Consider the following 20225-nt stretch of genomic DNA (forward strand, 5'->3'; position numbering starts at 1 on the left):
GTGGGCGAACCAAACCGCGATCCATGCCACTTTATGGTGCTACCGTGATGTGTTCTCGCAGAAGTACGCGCCCGTCGCGAAATCGCCTACCCGACGCACCGCAGGTGCGCCGAATGAATGATGGCACGCCTACGGCGTGGCGGGCGGGCAGGCGAGGGCCCGGCGCCTGCGGCTTGATTCCGGGCCTTTTAGTGGTTGCCGGCAGAAAAAAGGCCCGGCGCAGAACGCACGGGCCTCAAGAGCTTATACCAACCGCGAAACATCCTTGGCGGCGCGCACGAAATCCTTGAACAGGGGGTGCGGGTCGAAGGGCTTGGACTTCAGCTCAGGGTGGAACTGAACGCCGATGAACCACGGGTGATCCGACCATTCGACGATCTCAGGCAGCTTGCCGTCGGGCGACATGCCCGAAAACTTCAGCCCGGCCTTCTCAAGCTGGTCCTTATAGGCGATGTCGACCTCGTAGCGGTGACGGTGACGCTCGTCGATGGTGGTGGTGCCATAGGCTTCGGCCACGCGCGACCCTTCAACCAGCGTTGCGTCATAGGCGCCCAAACGCATGGTGCCGCCCTTGTCGTCATCGACCTTGCGCGCCACCTTGTGGTTGCCCTGAACCCATTCCTTGAGGTGGTAAACCACCGGCTCAAAACGCTTTTTCCCGGCTTCATGGTCGAATTCTTCCGACCCTGCCGTCTTCAGACCCGCCACGTTGCGCGCCGCCTCGATCACGGCCATCTGCATGCCAAGACAGATGCCCAGATAGGGCACCTTATGCTCGCGGGCATATTGCGCGGCCTTGATCTTGCCCTCGGTCCCGCGCTCACCAAAGCCGCCGGGGACGAGGATCGCGTGGAACCCTTCGAGATGCGGACCGGGGTCTTCGCTGTCGAAAATCTCGGCGTCGACCCATTCGACCTTGACCTTCACCCGGTTCGCCATGCCGCCATGGGTCAGCGCCTCGGCGATGGATTTATAGGCGTCTTCAAGCTGGGTGTATTTGCCGACGATGGCGACTTTGACTTCGCCCTCGGGGTTGTAAATGCGGTCGGCCACATCTTCCCAACGCGACAGGTTCGGCTTGGGCGCGGGGGTGATCTGGAAGGCATCCAGAACCGCCTGATCCAGCCCTTCGCGGTGATAGGCGAGCGGAGCTTCGTAGATTGATTTCAAATCCTGCGCGGCGATCACCGAATCCGGGCGCACGTTGCAGAAAAGCGCCAGCTTCTCACGCTCCTTGGCGGGGATCGGACCTTCGGAGCGGCAAACCAGAATGTCGGGCGCGATGCCGATGGAGCGGAGTTCTTTGACCGAGTGCTGCGTCGGCTTGGTCTTCAATTCGCCGCTGGCCTTGACGTAGGGCAGCAGCGTGAGGTGCATGAAGATACACTGGCCGCGCGGCTTGTCTTGGCTGAACTGGCGGATCGCCTCAAAGAAGGGAAGCCCCTCGATATCGCCCACGGTGCCGCCGATTTCGCAAAGCATAAAGTCGACCTCATCATCGCCAATGTCGATGAAGTCTTTGATTTCGTTGGTAACGTGAGGGATCACCTGAATGGTCTTGCCCAGATAATCGCCGCGGCGCTCTTTCTCTAGCACGGTGGAGTAAACCCGGCCCGAGCTGATGCTGTCGGTCTTGCGCGCGGCGACGCCGGTGAAACGCTCGTAATGCCCAAGGTCGAGGTCGGTTTCTGCGCCATCATCTGTGACGAAGACCTCGCCATGCTCGAAAGGCGACATCGTGCCAGGATCGACGTTCAGATAGGGGTCCAGCTTGCGCAGACGCACTGAAAAACCGCGTGCCTGAAGCAAGGCACCCAAAGCCGCTGAGGCCAGACCCTTGCCCAGCGACGAGACCACACCGCCTGTGATGAAGATATAGCGTGCCATGTGATCGGAGACCCCCGTGAATTCAAAGTTTGTTGCAGGCAAAAACCAGCCAAACGCGCTGCGGAAAACCGCAACACCACGGGATTTAAGCCTTACAGGATTCGTGCGTTTGAGGCAAGGCCCGCCGCAACATACAGTTGCGGAACCGGGCCGTGCCTCAAGGTTTTGTGTTCGTTAGGTTAATCGGCGGCAGGGACCAGCGGTGTGTTGCCATCCGCGGAAGGCGGCAGCAGATCGTCGCCCGCGGGCAGGGCCGGGCTGCCATCTTGGCTCTGGGCGGGCGGTGTCGCGCTCAGCCGGTCGATGACCGACGAGCCTGCGGATTTTTCCGCTGCGATGATGGTCAGCGTGATCGACGTGGCGATGAAACCGGCCGCAAGCGCCCATGTCACCTTGCCCAATGCCGTGGCCGCCGCGCGGCCCGAAACGGCACCGCCGCCACCACCGCCCATGCCAAGGCCGCCGCCCTCGGACCGTTGCAGAAGTACCACGGCGATCAGGCCAAGAGCCAGAATCAGGTGAATGATCAGAACGACATTTTCCATGGGTACGACAGCTTTCGGTTTTGGTTGGCGGGTATCTATTCGTCTTTGCCCATGGGGGCAAGGGTGGATTGCCGCCGGGTGATGATCGGATCGGGAGGGGGCGGCCTAAGGGATCAAAGGCACGAGCAAAGACCGCCGCATGGGGGCGACGGTCTTTTGAAGCAGTACTCAACCACAATATGTAAGAGGGCTATCCTGGAATTAAGGTGGTGCAGACTCGCTTCGTACATTCACTATAGCATGAAATGCGGGCAAATTCGCCCATATTCTTTGCAGAGAAATGAAGGGATTGCCCGTGATCGGCGATGGACAGCCGAGTGCCGCTGGGGCAGTCTGCCGCTATGCCACATGATCATTCAGACCACGACCACCCCCATGCCCTGCTGCCGCCCGAGCCTGCGCTCAGGGTCAAAGCGTTGGAGACACTGCTGACGGCCAAGGGGCTTATCGACCCCGCCGCCTTGGATGAGATCATCGACACCTATGAAAACCGCATCGGCCCGCGCAACGGGGCCGAGGTTGTCGCCCGCGCCTGGAGCGATCCTGATTTCCGCACGGCGCTGCTTGAAGATGCGACCGCAGTGGTGGCCGAGATGGGGTTCTTCGGGCGGCAGGGCGAGCATATGGTCGCGGTCGAGAATACGGATGAGGTGCATAATATCGTCGTTTGCACCCTGTGCTCTTGCTACCCTTGGCCGCTTTTGGGCATCCCGCCGGGCTGGTATAAATCCGATGCCTACCGCGCCCGCGTGGTACGCGAGCCGCGCAAAGTGCTGGCTGAATTCGGCGTCGACCTGCCCGAAGAGACCGCCGTGCGCGTTTGGGATTCGACGGCTGAGGTGCGTTATCTGGTGATCCCGCAACGCCCTGCGGGGAGCGACGGCATGGATGTCGCCGCGCTGGCCGATCTTGTCACCCGTGACAGTATGATCGGCACCGGATTGGCCAAAGCGCCATGACCCGCGTGCATGACATGGGCGGGCGTTTCGGTGATGGCGCGGTGACGCCTGAGGGCGAAGACGTGGTCTTTCACGCCGATTGGCACCGCCGCGCGCTGGCGCTGACCTTGGCCACGGGGACGTTGGGCAAATGGAACATCGACGTGTCGCGCCATGCCCGCGAATGTCTGACCCCGACCGATTACATGCGGTTCAGCTATTACGAGAAATGGATCGCCGGGGTGGCCGATATGCTGGTCGCGCGCGGGGTGGTCAGCCGCGAGGAACTCTCGGGCAAAGCCGCGCCCACGCCCAGCCCGCTGGCGGAAAAGGCGTTGAAAGCGCCGCAGGTGGCCGGGGTGCTGGCCCGTGGTGGTCCGGCGGATCGCCCCTCGGACGTCACGCCGCTCTTTGCGCCGGGCGACAGGGTCGTCACCCGCAAGCAGCCGGAAAACAGCATCGTTCCGGGCGGGCACACCCGGCTGCCCGCCTATGCCGCGGGCGCTTCGGGGCGGGTGCTGCGGTTGCATGGCACCCATGTTCTGCCTGATAGCAACGCCCATGATCTGGGCGAAGCGCCGGAGCCGCTTTACGCGGTGGCCTTCCCGGCCTCTGAGCTTTGGGCGCATCCCGAACATCCCCGCGATGAGGTCGTGCTCGACCTCTGGCAAAGCTATCTGGAGGCCCCATGAGCGCCCCGGAACCCGTGTTCGAGGCGCCATGGCACGCGCAGCTTTTCGCGCTGACGGTGCATCTGAACGAAAGCGGCCTTTTCGACTGGCCCTTCTGGGCCGACCGCTTTGGCGCGACTTTGGCGCGCCACGGACTGACGCGCGCCTTGAACGGCGGGGAGGACTATTTCAACGCTTGGCTCGAAACCCTCGAAACCCTGCTGATCGACGCGGGCCATGCCCGTCCCGGTAATCTGCGCGCCCTGCGCGATGGGTGGGAGGCCGCCTATCTCAGCACCCCGCATGGCGAGCCGGTGCATCTGAAGGCAGGGCCAAGCGTCTAAATCCGCTCCCCCGTTTTTTCGAGTTTCACACGCCTGCCACTGTCGCTATACGGGCGCGGGACATCGCAAAGGAATATATCATGGCCAATGTCGTCGTTGTCGGCGCCCAATGGGGTGACGAGGGAAAAGGCAAGATCGTTGACTGGCTCAGCGAACGCGCCGATGTGATCGCACGCTTCCAAGGCGGGCATAACGCGGGCCACACGCTGGTCATCGACGGCAAGGTCTACAAGCTGCATGCGCTGCCTTCGGGCGTGGTGCGCGGCGGCAAGCTGTCTGTCATCGGCAATGGGGTGGTGCTGGACCCCTGGCACCTGCTGAAAGAGATCGAGACGATCGAAGGGCAGGGGGTTGAGATCAACCCCGAGAACCTGATGATCGCGGAAAACACGCCGCTGATCCTGCCCTTCCACGGTGAGCTTGACCGCGCCCGCGAAGAGGCGGCGAGCAAGGGCACCAAGATCGGCACCACCGGGCGTGGCATCGGGCCGTGCTATGAGGACAAGGTTGGCCGCCGCGCCATCCGCGTGGCCGATCTGGCCGACGCCGCGACATTGGAGGCCCGCGTCGACCGCGCGCTGCAGCACCACGATCCGCTGCGCAAGGGGCTGGGCGTCGAGGCCATCGACCGCGACGCGCTGATCGCGCAACTGCAAGAAATCGCACCGAAAATCCTGCGTTTCGCCGCCCCCGTTTGGAAGGTGCTGGCCGAAAAGCGCAAAGCGGGCAAACGCATCCTTTTTGAGGGCGCACAGGGCGCGCTTTTGGACATCGACTTTGGCACCTATCCTTTCGTCACCTCCTCGAACGTGATCGCGGGGCAAGCGGCGACCGGCGTGGGCCTTGGCCCCACCGCCATCGACTATGTGTTGGGCATCGTGAAGGCTTACACCACCCGCGTCGGCGAAGGCCCTTTCCCGACCGAGCTTGAAGATGCGGATGGTCAACGTCTGGGCGAGCGCGGCCATGAGTTTGGCACCACCACCGGGCGCAAGCGCCGTTGTGGTTGGTTCGACGCGGCGCTGCTGCGTCAGACCTGCGCGACCTCCGGTATCACTGGCATCTGCCTGACCAAGCTCGACGTGCTTGATGGCTTCGAGACGCTGAAGGTCTGCGTGGGCTACGAGTTGGACGGCGAACGGCTGGACTATCTGCCCACCGCCGCCGAGCAGCAAGCCCGTTGTACGCCCATCTACGAAGAGCTGCCGGGTTGGTCCGAATCGACCGAAGGCGCGCGCAGCTGGGCCGATCTGCCTGCCAATGCGATCAAATATGTGCGCCGGGTCGAAGAGCTGATCCAATGCCCCGTGGCGCTCGTCTCGACCTCGCCGGAGCGGGAGGACACCATTCTGGTGACCGACCCTTTCGCGGACTGATCTGATGGCGCTGAGCTACAAGGCGCGCCGCCGTTGGGCGCTGGTGATCCTGCTGATCGGGCTGCCGAGCTATATCGCCGTGGCGGTCTGGACGGTGGCCCAGTTCGACCGCCCGCCGGTGCTGCTTGAGCTTGGCATTTATGTCGCCCTTGGCATCGTCTGGGCGCTGCCGTTCAAATTTGTCTTTCGGGGCATCGGACAGGCCGACCCCGATGCGGAAGATGATCGTTAGAACGCAATAAAAAAGCGCCCCGCGGGGCGCTTTTTCTTATCCAGCGGTGGGCCGTGGTTTAACCCACGGCGCGATGATCGGGGCGGTAGCCAATCTCATCCGAGACGGTGAAACGCCCGCCTTTGATCTTTTCGATCTTACCTGCGCGCAGCAGTTGACCGAAGGAGCGCAGCCCGTCTTCGCGGGTGAAATCCGGCAGGCCGATCGAGCGGACCTTGCCCATCAACTGCGGGCGAGAGAATTGGTCACGCCCCTCGACGAAAGACATGTAAGATGCCGCTGCCTCAAGCAGTTCGGGCAGTTTGGTGGCGCCCATGTCGGCGGCGAAATCGGCAAAGCTTTCGGCGTCGGGGTTGGTTTTGACCGGCTCGACCACGGCGGCCACTCGGCGCGGACGCACGGGGCCCGCGCTGCGCAGCTTGTCGACATCAATGCGCTGTTCGGCCACCAGTTTCAGCGGCGCGGAGCGGGCATCGGCCTTAGGCCGCTCGGTCCGGGCCGGGCGGGTGACGGGGCGGCGCGGGCGGACCACATCGGCCAAGTCTTCGCGGTAGGCGTCATCCGAGGTCGCGGTGGTGGCGCGGCCCCCCATTGCTTCGTCGGCTTTCTTGGCGGCCACGGCGGCGCGCAGATGGGCAAAGGCATCGCGGCGCGTGGTGCTTTCGGCTTCGTCCATCTTGCTGTCGGTTTCCGCCATCAAGCGCGACATGTCGGGGCCGGTCTCATCGTCGATTGTGGGCAGGCTGTGACGGGCCGCTTGCGCAGGCGCGGGCTGCTCTTCGACTGGCTCCGCTGCGGCTTCGACCTCTTCGGGCTCTTCCTGAGCGGGCGCCGCTTCCGACTCGGCCATTTCAACCGCAGGCGTCTCTTCAGCCTCTTGCGGGTCGGCGCCACCGAGTTCGGCTTCCAAAGCGGCCAATTCCCGGGCCAGCTCGTCTTCATCCTCGGGCGACAGGGAAGAGCTGCGCTTTTCCTCTGTCTTCGCGGCAGGCGCCTCTTGCGGTGCCGGGTCCGAGACCTCTTCGAGATCGCCCCGCGCCACGGCGGCTTCGAGATGCGCGCGCTTGACCTTGATCACACGCCCTTTGCGCGGCAGGTCGGCAGCGTCGATTTCCGGTGCAGCTTCGGCTTGGGCTTCGGCCTCAGGCTGTTCATCGGCCTCGGCGTCGAACAGGCTCTCGTCCGTCTCGGCGCTTTCGGCCTCATCCTCCTCTTCGGCCTCAAGCCGGTTGAGGATATCGGCGAGATCGTCGTCCTTATCCTCCGCAGCCTCCTGCGCCAGTTCGGTCGCTTCATCGGCCTCCAGCGCGTCTTCGATGTCACGGCGGGCGGCGGCGATGGCGGCTTGGCTCTCTTCCGGCGCTGCTTGCGTTTCGGCGGTGGCGCGGGCCACGGGTGCGGCTTCTTCCTCGTCATAGCCAGCCACTTCGTCTTCGTCCTGCTGGGCGACGACGGCGCGGATGCGCTGCAGCTTCGCGGCGATGCTGTCGGCAGGGGCGGCGCTTGCGGCGGGCAGCTCTTCGACGCTGGATTCCTGCGCTTCGTCCTCGAAATGAGTCTGCGGCTGCGGGCTGGCGGCAAAGAAGGCTTCGGCTTCGCTGGTGTCTTCTGCTTCGGCAGCCAGTGCAGGCGCGGCCTCTTCGGTAGGCGCGGGCTCTTCAGCGGTCTCTGCGATCTGGGGTTCCGGCGTGGTGGGCGCTTCCACTGCGGCGGTGTCGGCGATCTCGGCCTTGAGGGGGCGGGCGCCTCTTCCTCTACCGGCGCAGGCTGCGCTGCGACGGGGGCTTGCTGCGCTGCGGCCTCGGTTTGAGCCGGCGCGGCGGCGGGGGCCGCCGCTGGGGGCGCTTGGGCCGGGGCTTCGGCGCTCTGGTTCTCCAGCGCACTCAGGACGATCTTGCCTTCCTGCTCACGGGCTTGCACCCGGCGGGAAACTTCGCGCTGCGCGATCCGGGCGAGCATCTCGGCATCGGGTTGCGGTGGTTCGGCACCGAAGTAGCGGTCATCCGAGGCCAGATCGCGGAAATACTCGGCAATGGCCTTCATCGTGCCGAAGGAATCGTCGAAGCCTTCCAGCGTGCACGAAAAAGTGCCATAGGAGACCGTCAAGATTTTGTTGCTGTTCATCATCGGATGCTCGTCCTCTGCGGTGTTGCAGGTATCGTTTACCACGATGTCCAAGACCAAAGCGGCTCGAATCTGTGCCATTCAACGTATGATTTCAAGGCAAGATTAAGGCAGATTTCCATAAGGGGCATTAATTGACCACTTCAGAGCATATCGTAAGGGAGGAGGGGCCAGTCACGCTGCTGGGTGGCGGAGAGGTCTTTGCGGGGGACATTGAAGCGGCGCTGGCGCTGGCCCCGACCTGCGTGGCGGCGGATAGCGGTGCTGCGGTGGGCGTGGCGGCGGGGGTGGAACTGGCCGCGGTCATCGGCGATCTTGATTCCGCCCCGGCAGAGGCCTTGGCCCAAATCCCCGCCGCGCGGCGCCACCGCATCGCCGAGCAAGAGAGCACCGATTTCGACAAGGCGCTGACCCGGATCGACGCGCCGCTGGTGCTCGGGGTCGGCTTTACCGGGGCGCGGTTGGATCATCAGTTCGCGGCTTTCAACACGCTCGCCACCCATCCGCATCGCTCCTGCATCCTGTTGGGCGCGCATGAGATCGTGCTGCTGGCCCCACCGCGGATCACGCTGCCGACGGCGGCGGGGGATGTCGTCTCACTCATGCCTCTGGCCCCGGTGACGGGGCGCAGCCAAGGGTTGGAATGGCCAATCGACGGGCTGGATTTCGCGCCCGGTGGCCGGATCGGCACGTCGAACCGCGCCTTGGGGCCGGTCACGCTTGAGATCGATGGCCCGGATATGCTGCTGATTCTGCCGCGTCGTCTTATGGCGCCATTGGCGGCGCAACTGCTGCGGCCAGAGCACGCGCCGTGGCCCGCTCGCGCATGACGATGTAGAGCCCCGCGCCCACGGTGATCAGAATGCCGAGGCCCGCCAGTGGGTTGGGCAGGTCGGAAAAGATCAGCAGCCCAAGCAGCGTGGCAAAGGGAATTTCCAGATATTGCATCGGCGCCAAAGTGGCCGAGGGGGCAAAACGCAGGGACCAGGTCATCAAAAGATGCGCTACCGTGCCCAGCACCCCGATGCCGAGCAGAAGGGTCCAGTCGAGCGCATCGGGTTGGATGAGCCGAAGCGGCGCGATCTGCGTCATGGTGCCAAGCGCGAGGGGCGGCAAGATCATCAGCACCGCCATGACCCCGCTGACGGCTTGCAGGCTGATCGGATCGGTCTCTTTCGCGATCTGGCGCGTCACCAGCATGAAGAAAGAAAAGACGACCGCCACGACGACGGGCAGCAGCGCGGGCCAGCCGACATTGGCAAAGCTCGGCTGTACGATCAAAAGCGTGCCGAGAAAACCCACGATGCTCGCGCCCAAACGTCTGGGGCCGACCTCTTCGTTCAGGACGAACTTGCCGAGCAGCAGCATGAAAAAAGGCATGACAAATGCGATGGCGACCGCATCGGCGAGGGGCAGGTATCTCAGCGCGGTGAACATCGCTGCGATGCCCGCCATGTGCAAAAGGGTGCGTAGAAAGGTCAGCCGTAACACCCGGCCCCGCATGTGCCAAATTCGCCCGGAGTACCAGACGATGGGGATCAGGATCAGCGCCTGAATGGCAAAGCGGAGCAGCACCACCTGCCCCAGGGGGACCGAAGCGCCCAGTAATTTGGCCACCGCATCGCCCACGGGGGCGACGATGCAGAAGCCCATCATGAGGGCTATTCCGATGAGGGGCCGATCCTGTTGCATTGCGTTACGCTAAGGAAACCTTGTTGCAAATGCAATCTTTGGTTGAAGTTTGATTGCTGTTGTCTCGCGCTTTTTCTCAGAGGCAGAGGCAGAGGCAGAGGCAGAGGCAGAGGCAGAGGCAGAGGCAGAGGCAGAGGCAGAGGCAGAGGCAGAGGCAGAGGCAGAGGCAGAGGCAGAGGCAGAGGTCCGATCAGCACCCCGCTCTTGAAGACAGTCAACGTGGCCCGCCGTCCAGCGGCAACGCGCCCCGCCTATCCGAACCTCAGGCCGCAGGGCGGCTCAGGTTCACCCGGTTCCGGCCATGGGTTTTCGCCGTGTAAAGCGCCCGATCCGCCCGCGCCATCAAGGCTTCAGCCGAAAGCGGGTGGCCTTCCTCTTCCATAGGGCCGACGGAAAGGCCGATGCTGATGGTCACATGGACCGGCTGGGGCGTGCCGGGAACGACAAAGCCGCGGTTGCCGATATCGGCACAGATGGCCGCCGCTGTTCTCTCTGCATCCGCAAGGCCGGTGCCGGGCATGACGATCAGAAATTCCTCCCCCCGATCCGGGCCACAAGGTCCATGCCACGCAGGTTGTTGCGCAGCCGTTCCGCCGTTTGCACCAGAACAGAATCCCCCGCGGCGTGGCCGTAACGGTCATTGATGCCTTTGAAGTGGTCCAGATCGGCGACCATCACCGAAAAGGGGCGGGCGGTCGCAACGGCATGTTCCGCGATATGGTCCAGATGGGGCAGGGCATAGCGGCGGTTGTGCAGCCCTGTCAGCGGGTCGAAAACGGCGGCCTTCAGCCCCGTGCGCACCGTGTCGCGCAGTTGGTCCGTCATTCGCTTGCGGCGCAAGATCGCATGCAGGCGCAGCGCCATTTCCGCCGGGTTGAAACCTTCGGTCATCAAATCATCCGCCCCTAGGTCAAGGGCGGTGGCGGCAAGCGCCGCATCCGGGGCCAGTTGCACCACCAGCAGCCCGGTGTGGCGGGTCTGGGCGTTGGCCCGCAGGGTCGAGATCAGACGCAAGGCTGCCGTGGCGGGCACGGGGTCTTTTGGCAGAACCAAAACGAAAGCGTCGGGCGGTCCATTGGCGGCGGCGGCGCGAATGGCCTCCTCCGGATTGGCGAGGGTGAGGTGCGCGCGCAACTGAGGGCGGAGTTGTTTCGCCCAATTCACGCTCACCGCGCTGTCGGAATGGATGATCACACAGTGGCTGCGGGCGGTGAATTCCGCCGCAGGCTCCGCCAGCCCGAGCGCGCGGGTCGTATCCTCACGCATTTCCCATTCGTCCGCCGCGTTGCGGGCGCGGATGAGGCTGCGGGTCCGGCCCAACAGCAGCGTGCAATCGAGCGGTTTCAGCAGCACATCGCTTACCCCCGCTTCGAGCGCGGTAAACCGGTCGACGGCCTGATCACTATTACCGATGGCCAAGACCGGTAGCTGCGCGGTATCTGGAGAGGCTTTGAGCGCGCGACAGAGGTCCGCCGCGCCACCACCCGGCAATGTCAGCGCGCAGATCACCAGATCTGGCGGGTTTTCCCGCAGGCAGGCCAAAGCCTCTTCCATGTCTTCGGCCTGAACGACGTGATAGTATGCCGCACAAAGCTTGACCTTGAGGGCGATGCGATTGGTCGCGATCGCATCTGCAATAAGGATGGTCCCTTGCACGACAACTCCTTCACCGTACAAATCAGTTTGATGCGAGAGTCTTTGCCCCTAATGGTTAACAAAGGGTTTCCAACCTTCAGCAAAAAGACGGTTTTCCAATGTCCTATACCCAAGACACCGCTGAGACTTTGGCGCTTCAGGCGCTGGGCTGGCTGGCGGCGAATGATGATCTGTTGCCGGTGTTTCTGGGCAGCACCGGTGCCTCCGAAGCGGACCTCAAAACACAGGCCAGCGACCCTATTTTTCTGGGCGCTGTGCTGGACTTCCTGATGATGGACGACGCGTGGGTGATCGGGCTTTGCGACCATCTGGCGATCCCCTATGAGCGGATCATGCAAGCCCGCGCGGCGCTGCCCGGGGGGAGCAGGTGCATTGGACTTAAGAAATGTTAAAGCGCTGCTGTTCGACAAGGATGGCACGCTTTTCGACTTCGCCGCGACTTGGGAGCCTTGGGCCGAAGCCTTCTTGCTGCGGGTCTGTGAGGGGGATCGCGGGCTGGCCGCACGGGTGGGCGCGGGCATTGGCTTTGACCTCGCCACGCGCCGTTTCGCCCCGGACAGTATCGCCATCGCCGGCACGCCGCAGCAGGTGGTCGATGCCTTGGCCCCGCATTTTCCTGACCGCCTGCCAGCGGATCTGTTGGACATCATCAACGCCGAAGCCAGCGCCGCGCCACAGCGGGAGGCGGTGCCGCTAAGACCGTTTCTGCAAGGGCTTCGCGACCGGGGTCTGCGCCTTGGCGTGGCGACGAACGATGCCGAACACCCCGCGCGGGCCCATCTGCTGGCGGCGGGGGTGGTCGATATGTTCGACTTTATCGCAGGATTTGACAGCGGCCATGGAGGCAAGCCGTCGCCGGGGCAGTTGCACGCCTTTGCCGCCCATGTGAACCTTCCCGCGGCCTCTGTCGCGATGATTGGGGACAGTGTTCACGATATGGAAGCCGCGCGGGTGGCGGGGATGCTGCGGGTCGCGGTGCTGACCGGCCCCGCCACGGCGGAAGACCTCGCCCCATACGCCGATCTGGTCTTGCCGGATATCGGCCATTTGGCGCAGCGCTTGGCCTGAGGGCGCTTTATTTTTCGACCATGCGCGCGCCTTCGAGCAGCCCCTCTTCAAGGGTATCGCCATGCAGGACCGAGATATCGCCCGTGGTCTCCAACACCACGGCGCGCACGTCCGAGAAGCGCAGGGCATTGGCCTCTCGCAACTTGGCGATCAGATCGGCGCGCGCGACGCGGGTCTCGCTGAGGGCGGCATCGAAAATCTCACCCTCCCGCATCAGGATCACGGGTTCGTTCTGTACGGCCTGCTCGAAGCTGTCGGAAGCCTGCCGTATCTTCGCGATGACGAATTGCGCGCCGAGCAGGGCGGAGATGGCCAAGGTCGGCTGGGCAAACTCCGGCCAAGTGGTGGCCTGACAGGCGCCCGCGAGCAGCGAGCCGGTGGCGACCGTGGCGACAAAGTCAAAAGCGGTCATCTTTGAAAAGGTGCGCAGCCCGATGACCCGGACCACGATGATCACCCAAGTCAGCGCAATGGCCGAAAGCAGCAGCGCCCGGGCGAGGATATCCAGTGGGAGGTGATCAAAGAACATCAGCCATGCCCCCCATTCAATGCCCGGCCCCGTTGGATAAAGAACCGCCCCAGAAGCACCACCATCGCCATGGCAATCAGGCCCAGATAGCGCTCATAGACGCCATCAATGCCGGTGGGCAGAAAAAAGAATGGCGGGGCCGAAACCAGCCAGAGAAGCGAGATCACCTTGAGCGACTTGGCAAGAAAGCTTGATATATCGGCGAAGCCTCTCGACAGCAGCCAAGGCACGGTGAGCATGATCAGGCCGAGCGCGTAGACCAGATAGATATGGATCACCACACCGTCGGAATCGCGGTCTCCGTATTCGTTGCGCGCGCCCACCAGAAAGACGATGAGCCCCAGCAGGGCGAGCCCGATGGTGGCGATGCTCCACCAGCGGTCGCCGAAATGCACATGGGCGCAAAGCAGGGCGCAGGCGATGAGCGCGGCGGAGAAGGCATAAATGCCGATGTCGACGATGAACTCATACCGTCCCGCGCCCAGATCGCTGATCGTGTCGGCGATCCAATCGTGATCCGGCACCACGAAATCCGCGATCAGGATCGATACGGCGAATATCACACAGCCAAGAATGGCCACCCAGCCCAGACAGACCATAAACCCCGGCGCGCTGTGCTGCCGGGGTGCTGTGACGTCATTGTTCATGTTGCGTAACCCTTCTTGGCCGCCTTGGTCGGACCCAAAGCATCAGTCCGAAAGCCGCGAGCGTTCTTCGGCGTTGGGGCTGCCGGCGGGAGCTTCGTCCAATGTGGCCTCGGGGCGGTGCAGGTCTTCTTGAGGTTTCTTGGGCGGTGTCTTGTTCTCGTCCTTGGGGTGTTTGGGATCATCGCTCATGAAAAGTCTCCTCAGGCTGGGGAGAGACGGGGCATCGCCTCTTCTTCCTTTACCGAACGCGCAGCATATGGCGGCGGTTCCGCGGGCGGCGCGGGCCGGGACCAAGGCAATTTCCCGACAACTGTATTCATCAGGTCAATCTTAACCACTGCCCCCGCAATCTGGGGTTGGGAAAATGGGAATGAGGCAATCATGCACGGGCTTATCAACCGCAGCATCCAAAACTACTTCTGCGCGAACTACGGGCAGAGGCTCTGGGCCGATGTGGCCGCGCGGGCCGGGTTGGATTTCACCGAATTCGAGGCGATGCTGACCTATCCGGATCACGTCACCCCGGCGGTGCTCGAAGCGGTCTGTGCTGTGCTGGACCGGCCCCGGGCCGAGGTGATGGAGGATGTCGGCACCTTCCTCGTGGCGCAGCCGGGCTATGAAGCCGTGCGGCGCTTGCTGCGGTTCGGCGGGGTCAGCTTCAGCGATTTCCTGCAATCGCTCGACGATCTGCCGGACCGGACCCGCCTTGCCCTGTCGGAACTGCATCTGCCCCCGGTCGAACTGCGCGAAGACCCTGATGGCCAATATTCCCTGATCTGTGAGGCGCCGCTCGTCGGCTACGGCTATCTGATGATGGGCGTTCTGCGGGCCATGGCCGACGATTATGGCGCGCTGGTGCTGCTGGAACATTGCGGGCGATCCGAAGGCGTCGAGGCATTGAAGATCATTCTGGTCGAGGCCGAATTCTCGGAAGGGCGTCGGTTTGAGCTTGGGGCGCGGGCATGAGTGGCGTAGGTCACGATCCGGCGGTTCTGGACAAGCTTTGCCCGATGCATCTGCTGCTCTCGGCCAGCGGCAGGATCCGCCACGCTGGGCCCACGATCCAGAAGTTGCGCCCGCAGGCGCCGCTGGCAGGGCGGCGGTTTCTGGATACGGTCACCGTCAAACGGCCCCGTGGCATAGCGGGAATGGAAGACCTGCGCCGGGCCGCCGGGGTCAAATTGCACCTCGCTTTTCGTGACGCCCCCCGGACCGAGTTGAAGGGCCTGCTGGTGCCGTTGGGGATCGGCGTTTGATCGTGAACCTCTCTTTCGGGATTTCGATTTTCGACGGGGTGCAGGACTATGCGCTGACCAATGCGGATTTCGCCGCCACCGATCTGGCGATCGAGATGTTGTACCTGATGGAGGCGAAATCAGCAGCGATGGAAGCCTCGCGCCGTTTGAACCTGCGTCTGCAAGAGGCGCGGATCGCGGCGGAGGAACAGGCCTTTACCGATACGCTGACGGGGCTGAAAAACCGGCGCGCGCTCAACGCGGTGCTGGAGCGGTTGATCTCTGCCGGTGAGGGGTTTGCCGTGATGCATGTCGATCTCGACTACTTCAAAGCGGTGAACGACCGTTTGGGCCATGCGGCGGGCGATCATGTGCTGCAAGTCGTCGCCCGGATCATGCAGCAAGAGACGCGCAGCTCTGACATGGTGGTGCGTTTGGGCGGGATGAGTTCACCGTGGTTCTGCCCGATGTGCGCAGCGAGGGCATCCTGCGCGGGATCGGCCAGCGGATCATCGACCGGCTCGAAGAGCCCATTCATTTCAATGGGGAGGTCTGCAAAGTCTCCGCCAGCATCGGCACGGTCTGGGTTCAGCGGGGGGACCGGCGATCGCGCGACGTGGTTTTGGCCAATGCCGATGCCGCGCTCTATGCCTCGAAACATGCAGGCCGGGCGCGGCATACTTTCTTTGACCCGGCTCTGCGCGCGGGGGCGGGATGGTCGCCGCGCCTGCAGAAAAGGGCGGCGGCTAATCGCTCGGTGGCAGTCCGGGGCAGGGCGGAAGGGCACGGGGGCAGTGGACCGCGCAGATCGGCTGGCGTATCACAAGGGCATGAAATCGCCCCTGCATCTGCTTCGCCGCCTGCGCCAACGCCTGCACAACGCCCGCCGCCGCGCGCGCTTTGCTGCCTCCTTGCAGCATTTGCATGGGCCGAGCAAACTTGACGTTGCCCCGGGCGAGGTGGTGCTGATCGCCTTGGTGCGCGACGGCAGCTATTACCTCGACGCTTTCTTTCGCCATTACCGCGCGATGGGGGTGCAGCATTTCGTCTTTATCGACAACGGCTCACGCGATGACACCATCGCCCGGATCAAGGCCCAAAAGGGCACGGTGATTGACCGCTGCACCCTGCCCTTGGCCGAATACGAAGACCTGATCCGCCAATACCCGGCACAGACCTATGGCAAGGACCGCTGGTGTCTCTATGTCGATATGGACGAGATTTTCGATTTTGAAGGGCGCAGCCAGATCGGCATCAAGGGGCTGACCGCCTATCTCGACCGGCAGGGCTATACCGCTTTGGCAGCACAGATGCTTGAGATGTTTCCCAAAACCAGCCTCGCGGCGGCGGCGGGGATGCCCTACAAACAGGCGCTGCAATCCTTCCTTTATTACGACATCAGCGCGGTGCGCAAAATCGATTACCACAGCCCGGAGATTCCGTTCTCCGCCTTGCTGGCCGACAACGAACTTTCCAATGAGGCGGTGAAATTCGCCTTCGGCGGCGTGCGTGGCAAGGTCTTTGGTGAGAACTGCTGCCTGACGAAACATCCGCTGATCTTCAATGGGTCCGAGGTCACGCCCGCGCCGCATCCGCATCTCTCTTCGGGGTTGCGGGTGGCGGATATGACGGCGGTGATCAAACACTACAAATTCGCCAATGACGCCGCCGCGCGGGATGCCGAGACGCTGGGCGCGGGCAACCTGTCTCATGGCGAAGACGCGCGGCGCATGGCGGTGATCGGGCAGAACCCTGATGTCTCGCTCTTCTCACTGGATGCGCGGCGCTGGAACCGGGTCGAACTTCTCTATCGTGCGGGCTTTCTGGTGCCGTCGGAGGCCTATAGCGCCCATGTCGCCGCTTGGCGTGAAGAGCATGCCGCATGAGCATCGGTGCCGTCGTCATCGGCCGGAATGAGGGCGCGCGGTTGGAGCGGTCCTTGCAAGGACTGGCGGGGCAGGTGGCGCAGATCGTCTATGTCGATAGCGGCTCGACCGATGGCTCCGTCGCCATGGCGCGGGGGCTGGGGGCCAAGGTAGTCGAGCTGGACATGCAGCAGCCCTTCACCGCCGCGCGGGCGCGCAATGCGGGCATGGCGGCATTGGGTGAGGGGATCACGCTGGTGCAGTTCCTCGACGGGGATTGCATCCTGCGAGACGGTTGGCTGGCGGTGGCGGAGGCCCATCTGAGCGCTCATCCGCAGGTCGCCGTGGTCTGCGGCAGACGGCGTGAGGAAAACCCCGAAGCCTCTGTCTACAACAGGCTGATCGACCGCGAGTGGGATACGCCCGTGGGCGAGGCGCTTGCCTGTGGCGGTGACGCGCTGATGCGCTTGGACGCGCTGCGCGCTGTGGGCGGCTACCGGGCCGAGATGATCGCCGGGGAAGAGCCGGAGCTTTGCCAAAGGCTGCGCCGCGCGGGCTGGCAGATATGGCGGCTCGACGCCGAGATGACATGGCATGACGCGCAGATCACTAAGGTCGGTCAGTGGTGGCGGCGCAGCCTGCGGGCGGGCCATGCCTTTGCCGAAGGGGCCGCGCTGCATGGCCGCGGGCCGGACCGGCATTGGGTGGCCGAAACGCGCCGCGCGCTGCTCTGGGGGGCGCTTCTGCCCGCCGTGATCCTGCTCTTGGCGCTGATGCTCCCTTGGGCTGGGCTTGGGCTGGCTCTGCTCTATCCGCTGCAACTGTTGCGGTTGATGCGGCGGGGCGGGGCGGCTTGGGGCTTCTTCACCCTGCTGGGCAAATTCCCCGAAGCCTTGGGCGTGCTCAAATACCACATGCGCCGCGACGGGCGGATCATCGAATACCGCTGAGGGCTAGCGCGCCCGCCATGCCGCAAGCGTCAATCGCGGCAGGATCGCGAAACAACGGGCATAGCGCGGCACCAACCGCTGCGGGCTTTGCATAGCCCGCCAGAGCCACTCCAAAGCCAGCATCCGCATCCATTTCGGCGCGCGGCGCTGCCGCCCGGCGAGGAAGTCCAACCCCGCCCCGATCGAGGCGAAACCCACCCCCGGCGCGATGTCGCGCCCGCGCGCGGCAAGGATCTCTTGCTTGGGCGCGCCAAGGGCCAGAAAACACAGACGCGCGCCGCTTTGGGCGATCTCCCGCAGGGCGGTATCCGCCTCGGCGCTTTCGGGGTTAAAGCCCATGGGCGGGGCGGCGATATGGCAAATCTCCAGCCCCCGCAGGCGGGTCCGCAGGGCCGCTGCGGCCCCTTGCAGCGCGTCTTCGTCGCTGCCGAAAAAGGCGACAGGCAGCGACTGCGCGGCGGCCAATTCGCAAAGCGGCAGGATCAGATCGGAGCCGGGCATCAGCTCGACCGGCTGGTTGGCGAGTTGCGAGAGCCAGACCACGGGGCGGCCATCGGCCACGATGAAATCCTGCGCGCGATAGGCGGCGGCGAAGCCCGCATCGCGGGGCAATTTAGTCAGATGGTCGAGGTTGAGCGTGGCAAGGGCGAATCCCTGACCCGTGGCAAAGCGCGCGCGCAGCGCCTGAAACAATGCGCCCCGCGTCGCCACATTGACCTCCACGGCGGCAGGGCCGGTGCCATACTTCATGCCGCGCCTTCCGCCGTCACGCCGGGGATGGCAGGCGAGGGAACATAAGCTTTGCCCGCTATACCATTGATATCCTGTGCCATCTACCAATCACGTCCGCGCCAGAGTGAACCTGCGGCAAAACTAGCGGGATGACAGGGCTGGGGCCAGATGGTATTTTCGCCCGGCCCCATCCTGCCGCGCCCCGAGGCGGCTTTCGCGAAGGACGTCATGCCAAATCCCGTCGCCTACCTGATGTTGCTGATCTGGCCCTTCGTCTGTCTGGCCCTGTTTCGCAACCTGCCGCTTCAGCGGGCGCTGATCTGGTCGATCCTTGGCGGCTATCTGTTCCTGCCCCCGCTGGCGGAGTTCAACCTGCCGCTGGTGCCGGGTCTCGACAAAGTGTCGATCCCGAACCTGAGCGTCTTGCTGATCATCTGGCTGGGCACGCAGGAGAAATTGCACATCTGGCCCGCCTCCCGTCTGGCCGGGCTTTTGGTGCTGGGGCTGGTTTTTTCGGCGGTGCCCACGGTGCTGACCAATGGCGATCCGATTTTGTTTCAGTCGATCCGCGGCTTTGAGCCGATCCTTTTCCCCGTCGACACGCTGCCGGGGCTTTCGATCCGGGACATCGGCTCGGTGCTGATTGGGCAGGTGCTGATGCTGGTGCCCTTCCTGCTGGCGCGGCAGTTCCTTGCGGATGAAAAGGGGCTGCGGGAATTGCTCTTGGCCTTCATGGTTGGCGGGGTGATCTACTCCGTGCCTTCGCTGTTCGAGATACGTTTCTCACCGCAGCTCAACACATGGATCTACGGGTTCTTCCAGCATTCCTTTGAACAGATGATGCGCAATGGGGGCTTCCGCCCCATCGTGTTCCTGCCCCATGCGCTGTGGCTGGCGCTGTTTATGTGTATCGCGCTGCTGTCGGCGGTGGCGCTGGCGCGGCAGACCCCGGTGATCGACCGCTGGAAGATGCTCTTGCTGGCGGGCTATCTCGCCGTGGTTCTGCTGCTGTGCAAAAGCCTTGCCTCGCTGGCCTATGCGCTGCTTTTGGTGCCGATGGTGCTGCTGACCCCGGCGCGGTGGCAGATCCGTCTGGCGGTGGTCTTTGCCATCGTGGCGGTGATCTATCCGATGCTGCGCAATGCCGGTCTGGTGCCGCTCGATGCGATCCTTGCACAGGCCGAGGCGATCAGCGCGGACCGGGCGCAATCTCTTGGCTACCGCTTCATGAACGAAGAGCAACTGCTGGCGCGGGCCGCCGAGAAACCGTGGTTCGGCTGGGGCGGATGGGGGCGCAACCTGATCCGCGATGCGACGAACGGCAACATCCTGTCGATCCCCGATGGCCGCTGGATCATCGTTTTCGGCACTTTCGGCTGGCTGGGCTATTTATGCGAGATGGGCCTTCTGGCGCTGCCGATCATCCTTGTGGGGCTGCACCTCTACCGGAGGGGCGATGCGGGCCTATCCCCATGGCTCGCGCCGCTGCTTTTGATCCTTGGCATTACCATGATGGACATGTTGCTCAATGCCACGCTGACGCCGCTTACTTGGCTCACGGCTGGGGCGATCCTTGGCCATGCGGAAGGGTTGGCGGCGGCGCGCAAGGGCGGAACAGGATCGACGCTCCAGCGTTGAACGCAAAGCGGACGGTTTTCTAAACCGCGTCCCATTCACGGCGCTGTGAAGCGATTTGGGCCGAAAGTGACCCTAGGGCACGTTATCGGCTCATTT

Annotated in this window: 20 protein-coding genes and 4 pseudogenes; 15 read left to right on the forward strand and 9 right to left on the reverse strand. The window is 63.7% G+C overall.

Features of this window, described 5'->3' with window-relative positions; all coding sequences use genetic code 11:
- Window positions 1–243: 243 nt before the first annotated feature.
- Together pyrG and secG are read right to left on the reverse strand one after the other, a co-directional pair.
- Entirely contained in the window at window positions 244–1887 is a 1644-nt protein-coding gene (gene pyrG / locus CUR85_RS12345) for a CTP synthase (protein WP_067262354.1), read from the reverse strand.
- Between the two features lie 179 nt (window positions 1888–2066).
- Complete coding sequence (gene secG / locus CUR85_RS12350; RefSeq protein ID WP_067262351.1) at window positions 2067–2432, reverse strand: preprotein translocase subunit SecG; 366 nt, start codon at window positions 2430–2432, stop codon at window positions 2067–2069.
- Window positions 2433–2773: 341 nt separating this feature from the next.
- Here secG and nthA point away from each other — a divergent pair, with 341 nt between their 5' ends.
- The 5 genes from nthA to CUR85_RS12375 all read left to right on the forward strand — a co-directional run bounded on the left by nthA (window position 2774) and on the right by CUR85_RS12375 (window position 5993).
- Window positions 2774–3391 carry a nitrile hydratase subunit alpha gene (gene nthA / locus CUR85_RS12355; protein WP_082851983.1) on the forward strand — a complete coding sequence of 206 codons (618 nt, stop codon included), beginning with the start codon at window positions 2774–2776 and terminating at the stop codon, window positions 3389–3391.
- Window positions 3388–4062, forward strand: coding sequence for a nitrile hydratase subunit beta (gene nthB / locus CUR85_RS12360; protein ID WP_067262336.1), 675 nt, complete (start codon window positions 3388–3390; stop codon window positions 4060–4062). The genes nthA and nthB overlap by 4 nt, the downstream gene beginning before the upstream one ends.
- The gene (locus CUR85_RS12365; RefSeq protein ID WP_067262335.1) at window positions 4059–4385 is read left to right on the forward strand and encodes a nitrile hydratase accessory protein; all 327 of its coding nucleotides are present in this window, start codon (window positions 4059–4061) and stop codon (window positions 4383–4385) included. Before nthB ends, CUR85_RS12365 begins: the two co-directional genes overlap by 4 nt.
- An 80-nt stretch (window positions 4386–4465) precedes the next feature.
- A complete protein-coding gene (locus tag CUR85_RS12370; RefSeq protein ID WP_067262332.1) occupies window positions 4466–5761 on the forward strand; it encodes an adenylosuccinate synthase in 1296 nt (431 codons plus the stop codon).
- 4 nt (window positions 5762–5765) lie between these two features.
- Window positions 5766–5993 (forward strand): DUF2842 domain-containing protein, encoded by a 228-nt coding sequence (locus tag CUR85_RS12375; protein ID WP_067262328.1) that lies wholly within the window; start codon window positions 5766–5768, stop codon window positions 5991–5993.
- Between the two features lie 58 nt (window positions 5994–6051).
- On the opposite strand, the gene CUR85_RS12380 is transcribed toward CUR85_RS12375, so the two are convergent.
- The gene (locus CUR85_RS12380) at window positions 6052–7698 is read right to left on the reverse strand and encodes a hypothetical protein (RefSeq protein WP_280322900.1); all 1647 of its coding nucleotides are present in this window, start codon (window positions 7696–7698) and stop codon (window positions 6052–6054) included.
- Window positions 7699–7778: 80 nt separating this feature from the next.
- Between CUR85_RS12380 and CUR85_RS20225 the strand changes: the two genes are divergently transcribed.
- Window positions 7779–8255, forward strand: a complete 477-nt coding sequence (locus CUR85_RS20225; RefSeq protein ID WP_343245438.1) for a hypothetical protein — start codon at window positions 7779–7781, stop codon at window positions 8253–8255.
- Window positions 8252–8947: a thiamine pyrophosphokinase gene (locus CUR85_RS12390; protein WP_231886281.1), complete on the forward strand. Its 696-nt coding sequence runs from the start codon at window positions 8252–8254 to the stop codon at window positions 8945–8947. Before CUR85_RS20225 ends, CUR85_RS12390 begins: the two co-directional genes overlap by 4 nt.
- Here CUR85_RS12390 and CUR85_RS12395 read toward each other — a convergent pair.
- Window positions 8883–9809, reverse strand: coding sequence for a DMT family transporter (locus CUR85_RS12395; protein WP_067261627.1), 927 nt, complete (start codon window positions 9807–9809; stop codon window positions 8883–8885). The genes CUR85_RS12390 and CUR85_RS12395 overlap by 65 nt on opposite strands.
- A gap of 49 nt (window positions 9810–9858) precedes the next feature.
- On the opposite strand from CUR85_RS12395, the gene CUR85_RS12400 reads away from it, so the two are divergent.
- Entirely contained in the window at window positions 9859–10017 is a 159-nt protein-coding gene (locus tag CUR85_RS12400; protein ID WP_276154259.1) for a hypothetical protein, read from the forward strand.
- A 54-nt stretch (window positions 10018–10071) separates the two neighbouring features.
- On the opposite strand, the pseudogene CUR85_RS12410 reads toward CUR85_RS12400, so the two are convergent.
- Window positions 10072–11465 (reverse strand): annotated as a pseudogene (locus CUR85_RS12410) (diguanylate cyclase).
- A gap of 98 nt (window positions 11466–11563) precedes the next feature.
- On the opposite strand from CUR85_RS12410, the pseudogene CUR85_RS12415 reads away from it, so the two are divergent.
- Both CUR85_RS12415 and CUR85_RS12420 read left to right on the forward strand, forming a co-directional pair.
- Window positions 11564–11847 (forward strand): annotated as a pseudogene (locus CUR85_RS12415) (DUF3572 domain-containing protein).
- Complete coding sequence (locus tag CUR85_RS12420) at window positions 11838–12533, forward strand: HAD family hydrolase (protein ID WP_067261622.1); 696 nt, start codon at window positions 11838–11840, stop codon at window positions 12531–12533. Before CUR85_RS12415 ends, CUR85_RS12420 begins: the two are co-directional and overlap by 10 nt.
- 7 nt (window positions 12534–12540) lie before the next feature.
- On the opposite strand, the gene CUR85_RS12425 is transcribed toward CUR85_RS12420, so the two are convergent.
- From CUR85_RS12425 to CUR85_RS12435, 3 genes are read right to left on the reverse strand one after another with little or no spacing between them, the layout of a single operon-like run.
- On the reverse strand, window positions 12541–13062 hold the full coding sequence (locus tag CUR85_RS12425; protein WP_067261620.1) for a DUF421 domain-containing protein: 522 nt from the start codon (window positions 13060–13062) through the stop codon (window positions 12541–12543).
- Complete coding sequence (locus CUR85_RS12430; RefSeq protein ID WP_067261619.1) at window positions 13062–13709, reverse strand: DUF998 domain-containing protein; 648 nt, start codon at window positions 13707–13709, stop codon at window positions 13062–13064. The genes CUR85_RS12425 and CUR85_RS12430 overlap by 1 nt, the downstream gene beginning before the upstream one ends.
- A 42-nt stretch (window positions 13710–13751) precedes the next feature.
- Window positions 13752–13898, reverse strand: a complete 147-nt coding sequence (locus tag CUR85_RS12435; protein ID WP_156505607.1) for a hypothetical protein — start codon at window positions 13896–13898, stop codon at window positions 13752–13754.
- Between the two features lie 192 nt (window positions 13899–14090).
- On the opposite strand from CUR85_RS12435, the gene CUR85_RS12440 reads away from it, so the two are divergent.
- The 4 genes and pseudogenes from CUR85_RS12440 (at window position 14091) to CUR85_RS12455 (ending at window position 17759) form a co-directional block, all read left to right on the forward strand.
- The gene (locus CUR85_RS12440) at window positions 14091–14675 is read left to right on the forward strand and encodes a heme NO-binding domain-containing protein (protein ID WP_067261617.1); all 585 of its coding nucleotides are present in this window, start codon (window positions 14091–14093) and stop codon (window positions 14673–14675) included.
- Window positions 14672–15647, forward strand: a pseudogene (locus CUR85_RS20565) (diguanylate cyclase domain-containing protein); the annotation flags it as partial. The gene CUR85_RS12440 and the pseudogene CUR85_RS20565, both read left to right, overlap by 4 nt.
- Before the next feature lie 292 nt (window positions 15648–15939).
- Window positions 15940–16830: pseudogene (locus CUR85_RS12450) on the forward strand (glycosyltransferase family 2 protein); the annotation flags it as partial.
- Entirely contained in the window at window positions 16827–17759 is a 933-nt protein-coding gene (locus tag CUR85_RS12455; protein WP_067261614.1) for a glycosyltransferase family 2 protein, read from the forward strand. The pseudogene CUR85_RS12450 and the gene CUR85_RS12455, both read left to right, overlap by 4 nt.
- Before the next feature lie 3 nt (window positions 17760–17762).
- On the opposite strand, the gene CUR85_RS12460 is transcribed toward CUR85_RS12455, so the two are convergent.
- The gene (locus CUR85_RS12460; RefSeq protein WP_136720197.1) at window positions 17763–18509 is read right to left on the reverse strand and encodes a WecB/TagA/CpsF family glycosyltransferase; all 747 of its coding nucleotides are present in this window, start codon (window positions 18507–18509) and stop codon (window positions 17763–17765) included.
- Window positions 18510–18659: 150 nt separating this feature from the next.
- Between CUR85_RS12460 and CUR85_RS12465 the strand changes: the two genes are divergently transcribed.
- Complete coding sequence (locus CUR85_RS12465) at window positions 18660–20129, forward strand: hypothetical protein (protein ID WP_280322668.1); 1470 nt, start codon at window positions 18660–18662, stop codon at window positions 20127–20129.
- The last annotated feature ends 96 nt before the right edge of the window (window positions 20130–20225 follow it).

It is taken from the genome of Sulfitobacter faviae, assembly GCF_029870955.1.
In the GTDB taxonomy this organism is placed as follows: Bacteria; Pseudomonadota; Alphaproteobacteria; order Rhodobacterales; family Rhodobacteraceae; genus Sulfitobacter; species Sulfitobacter faviae.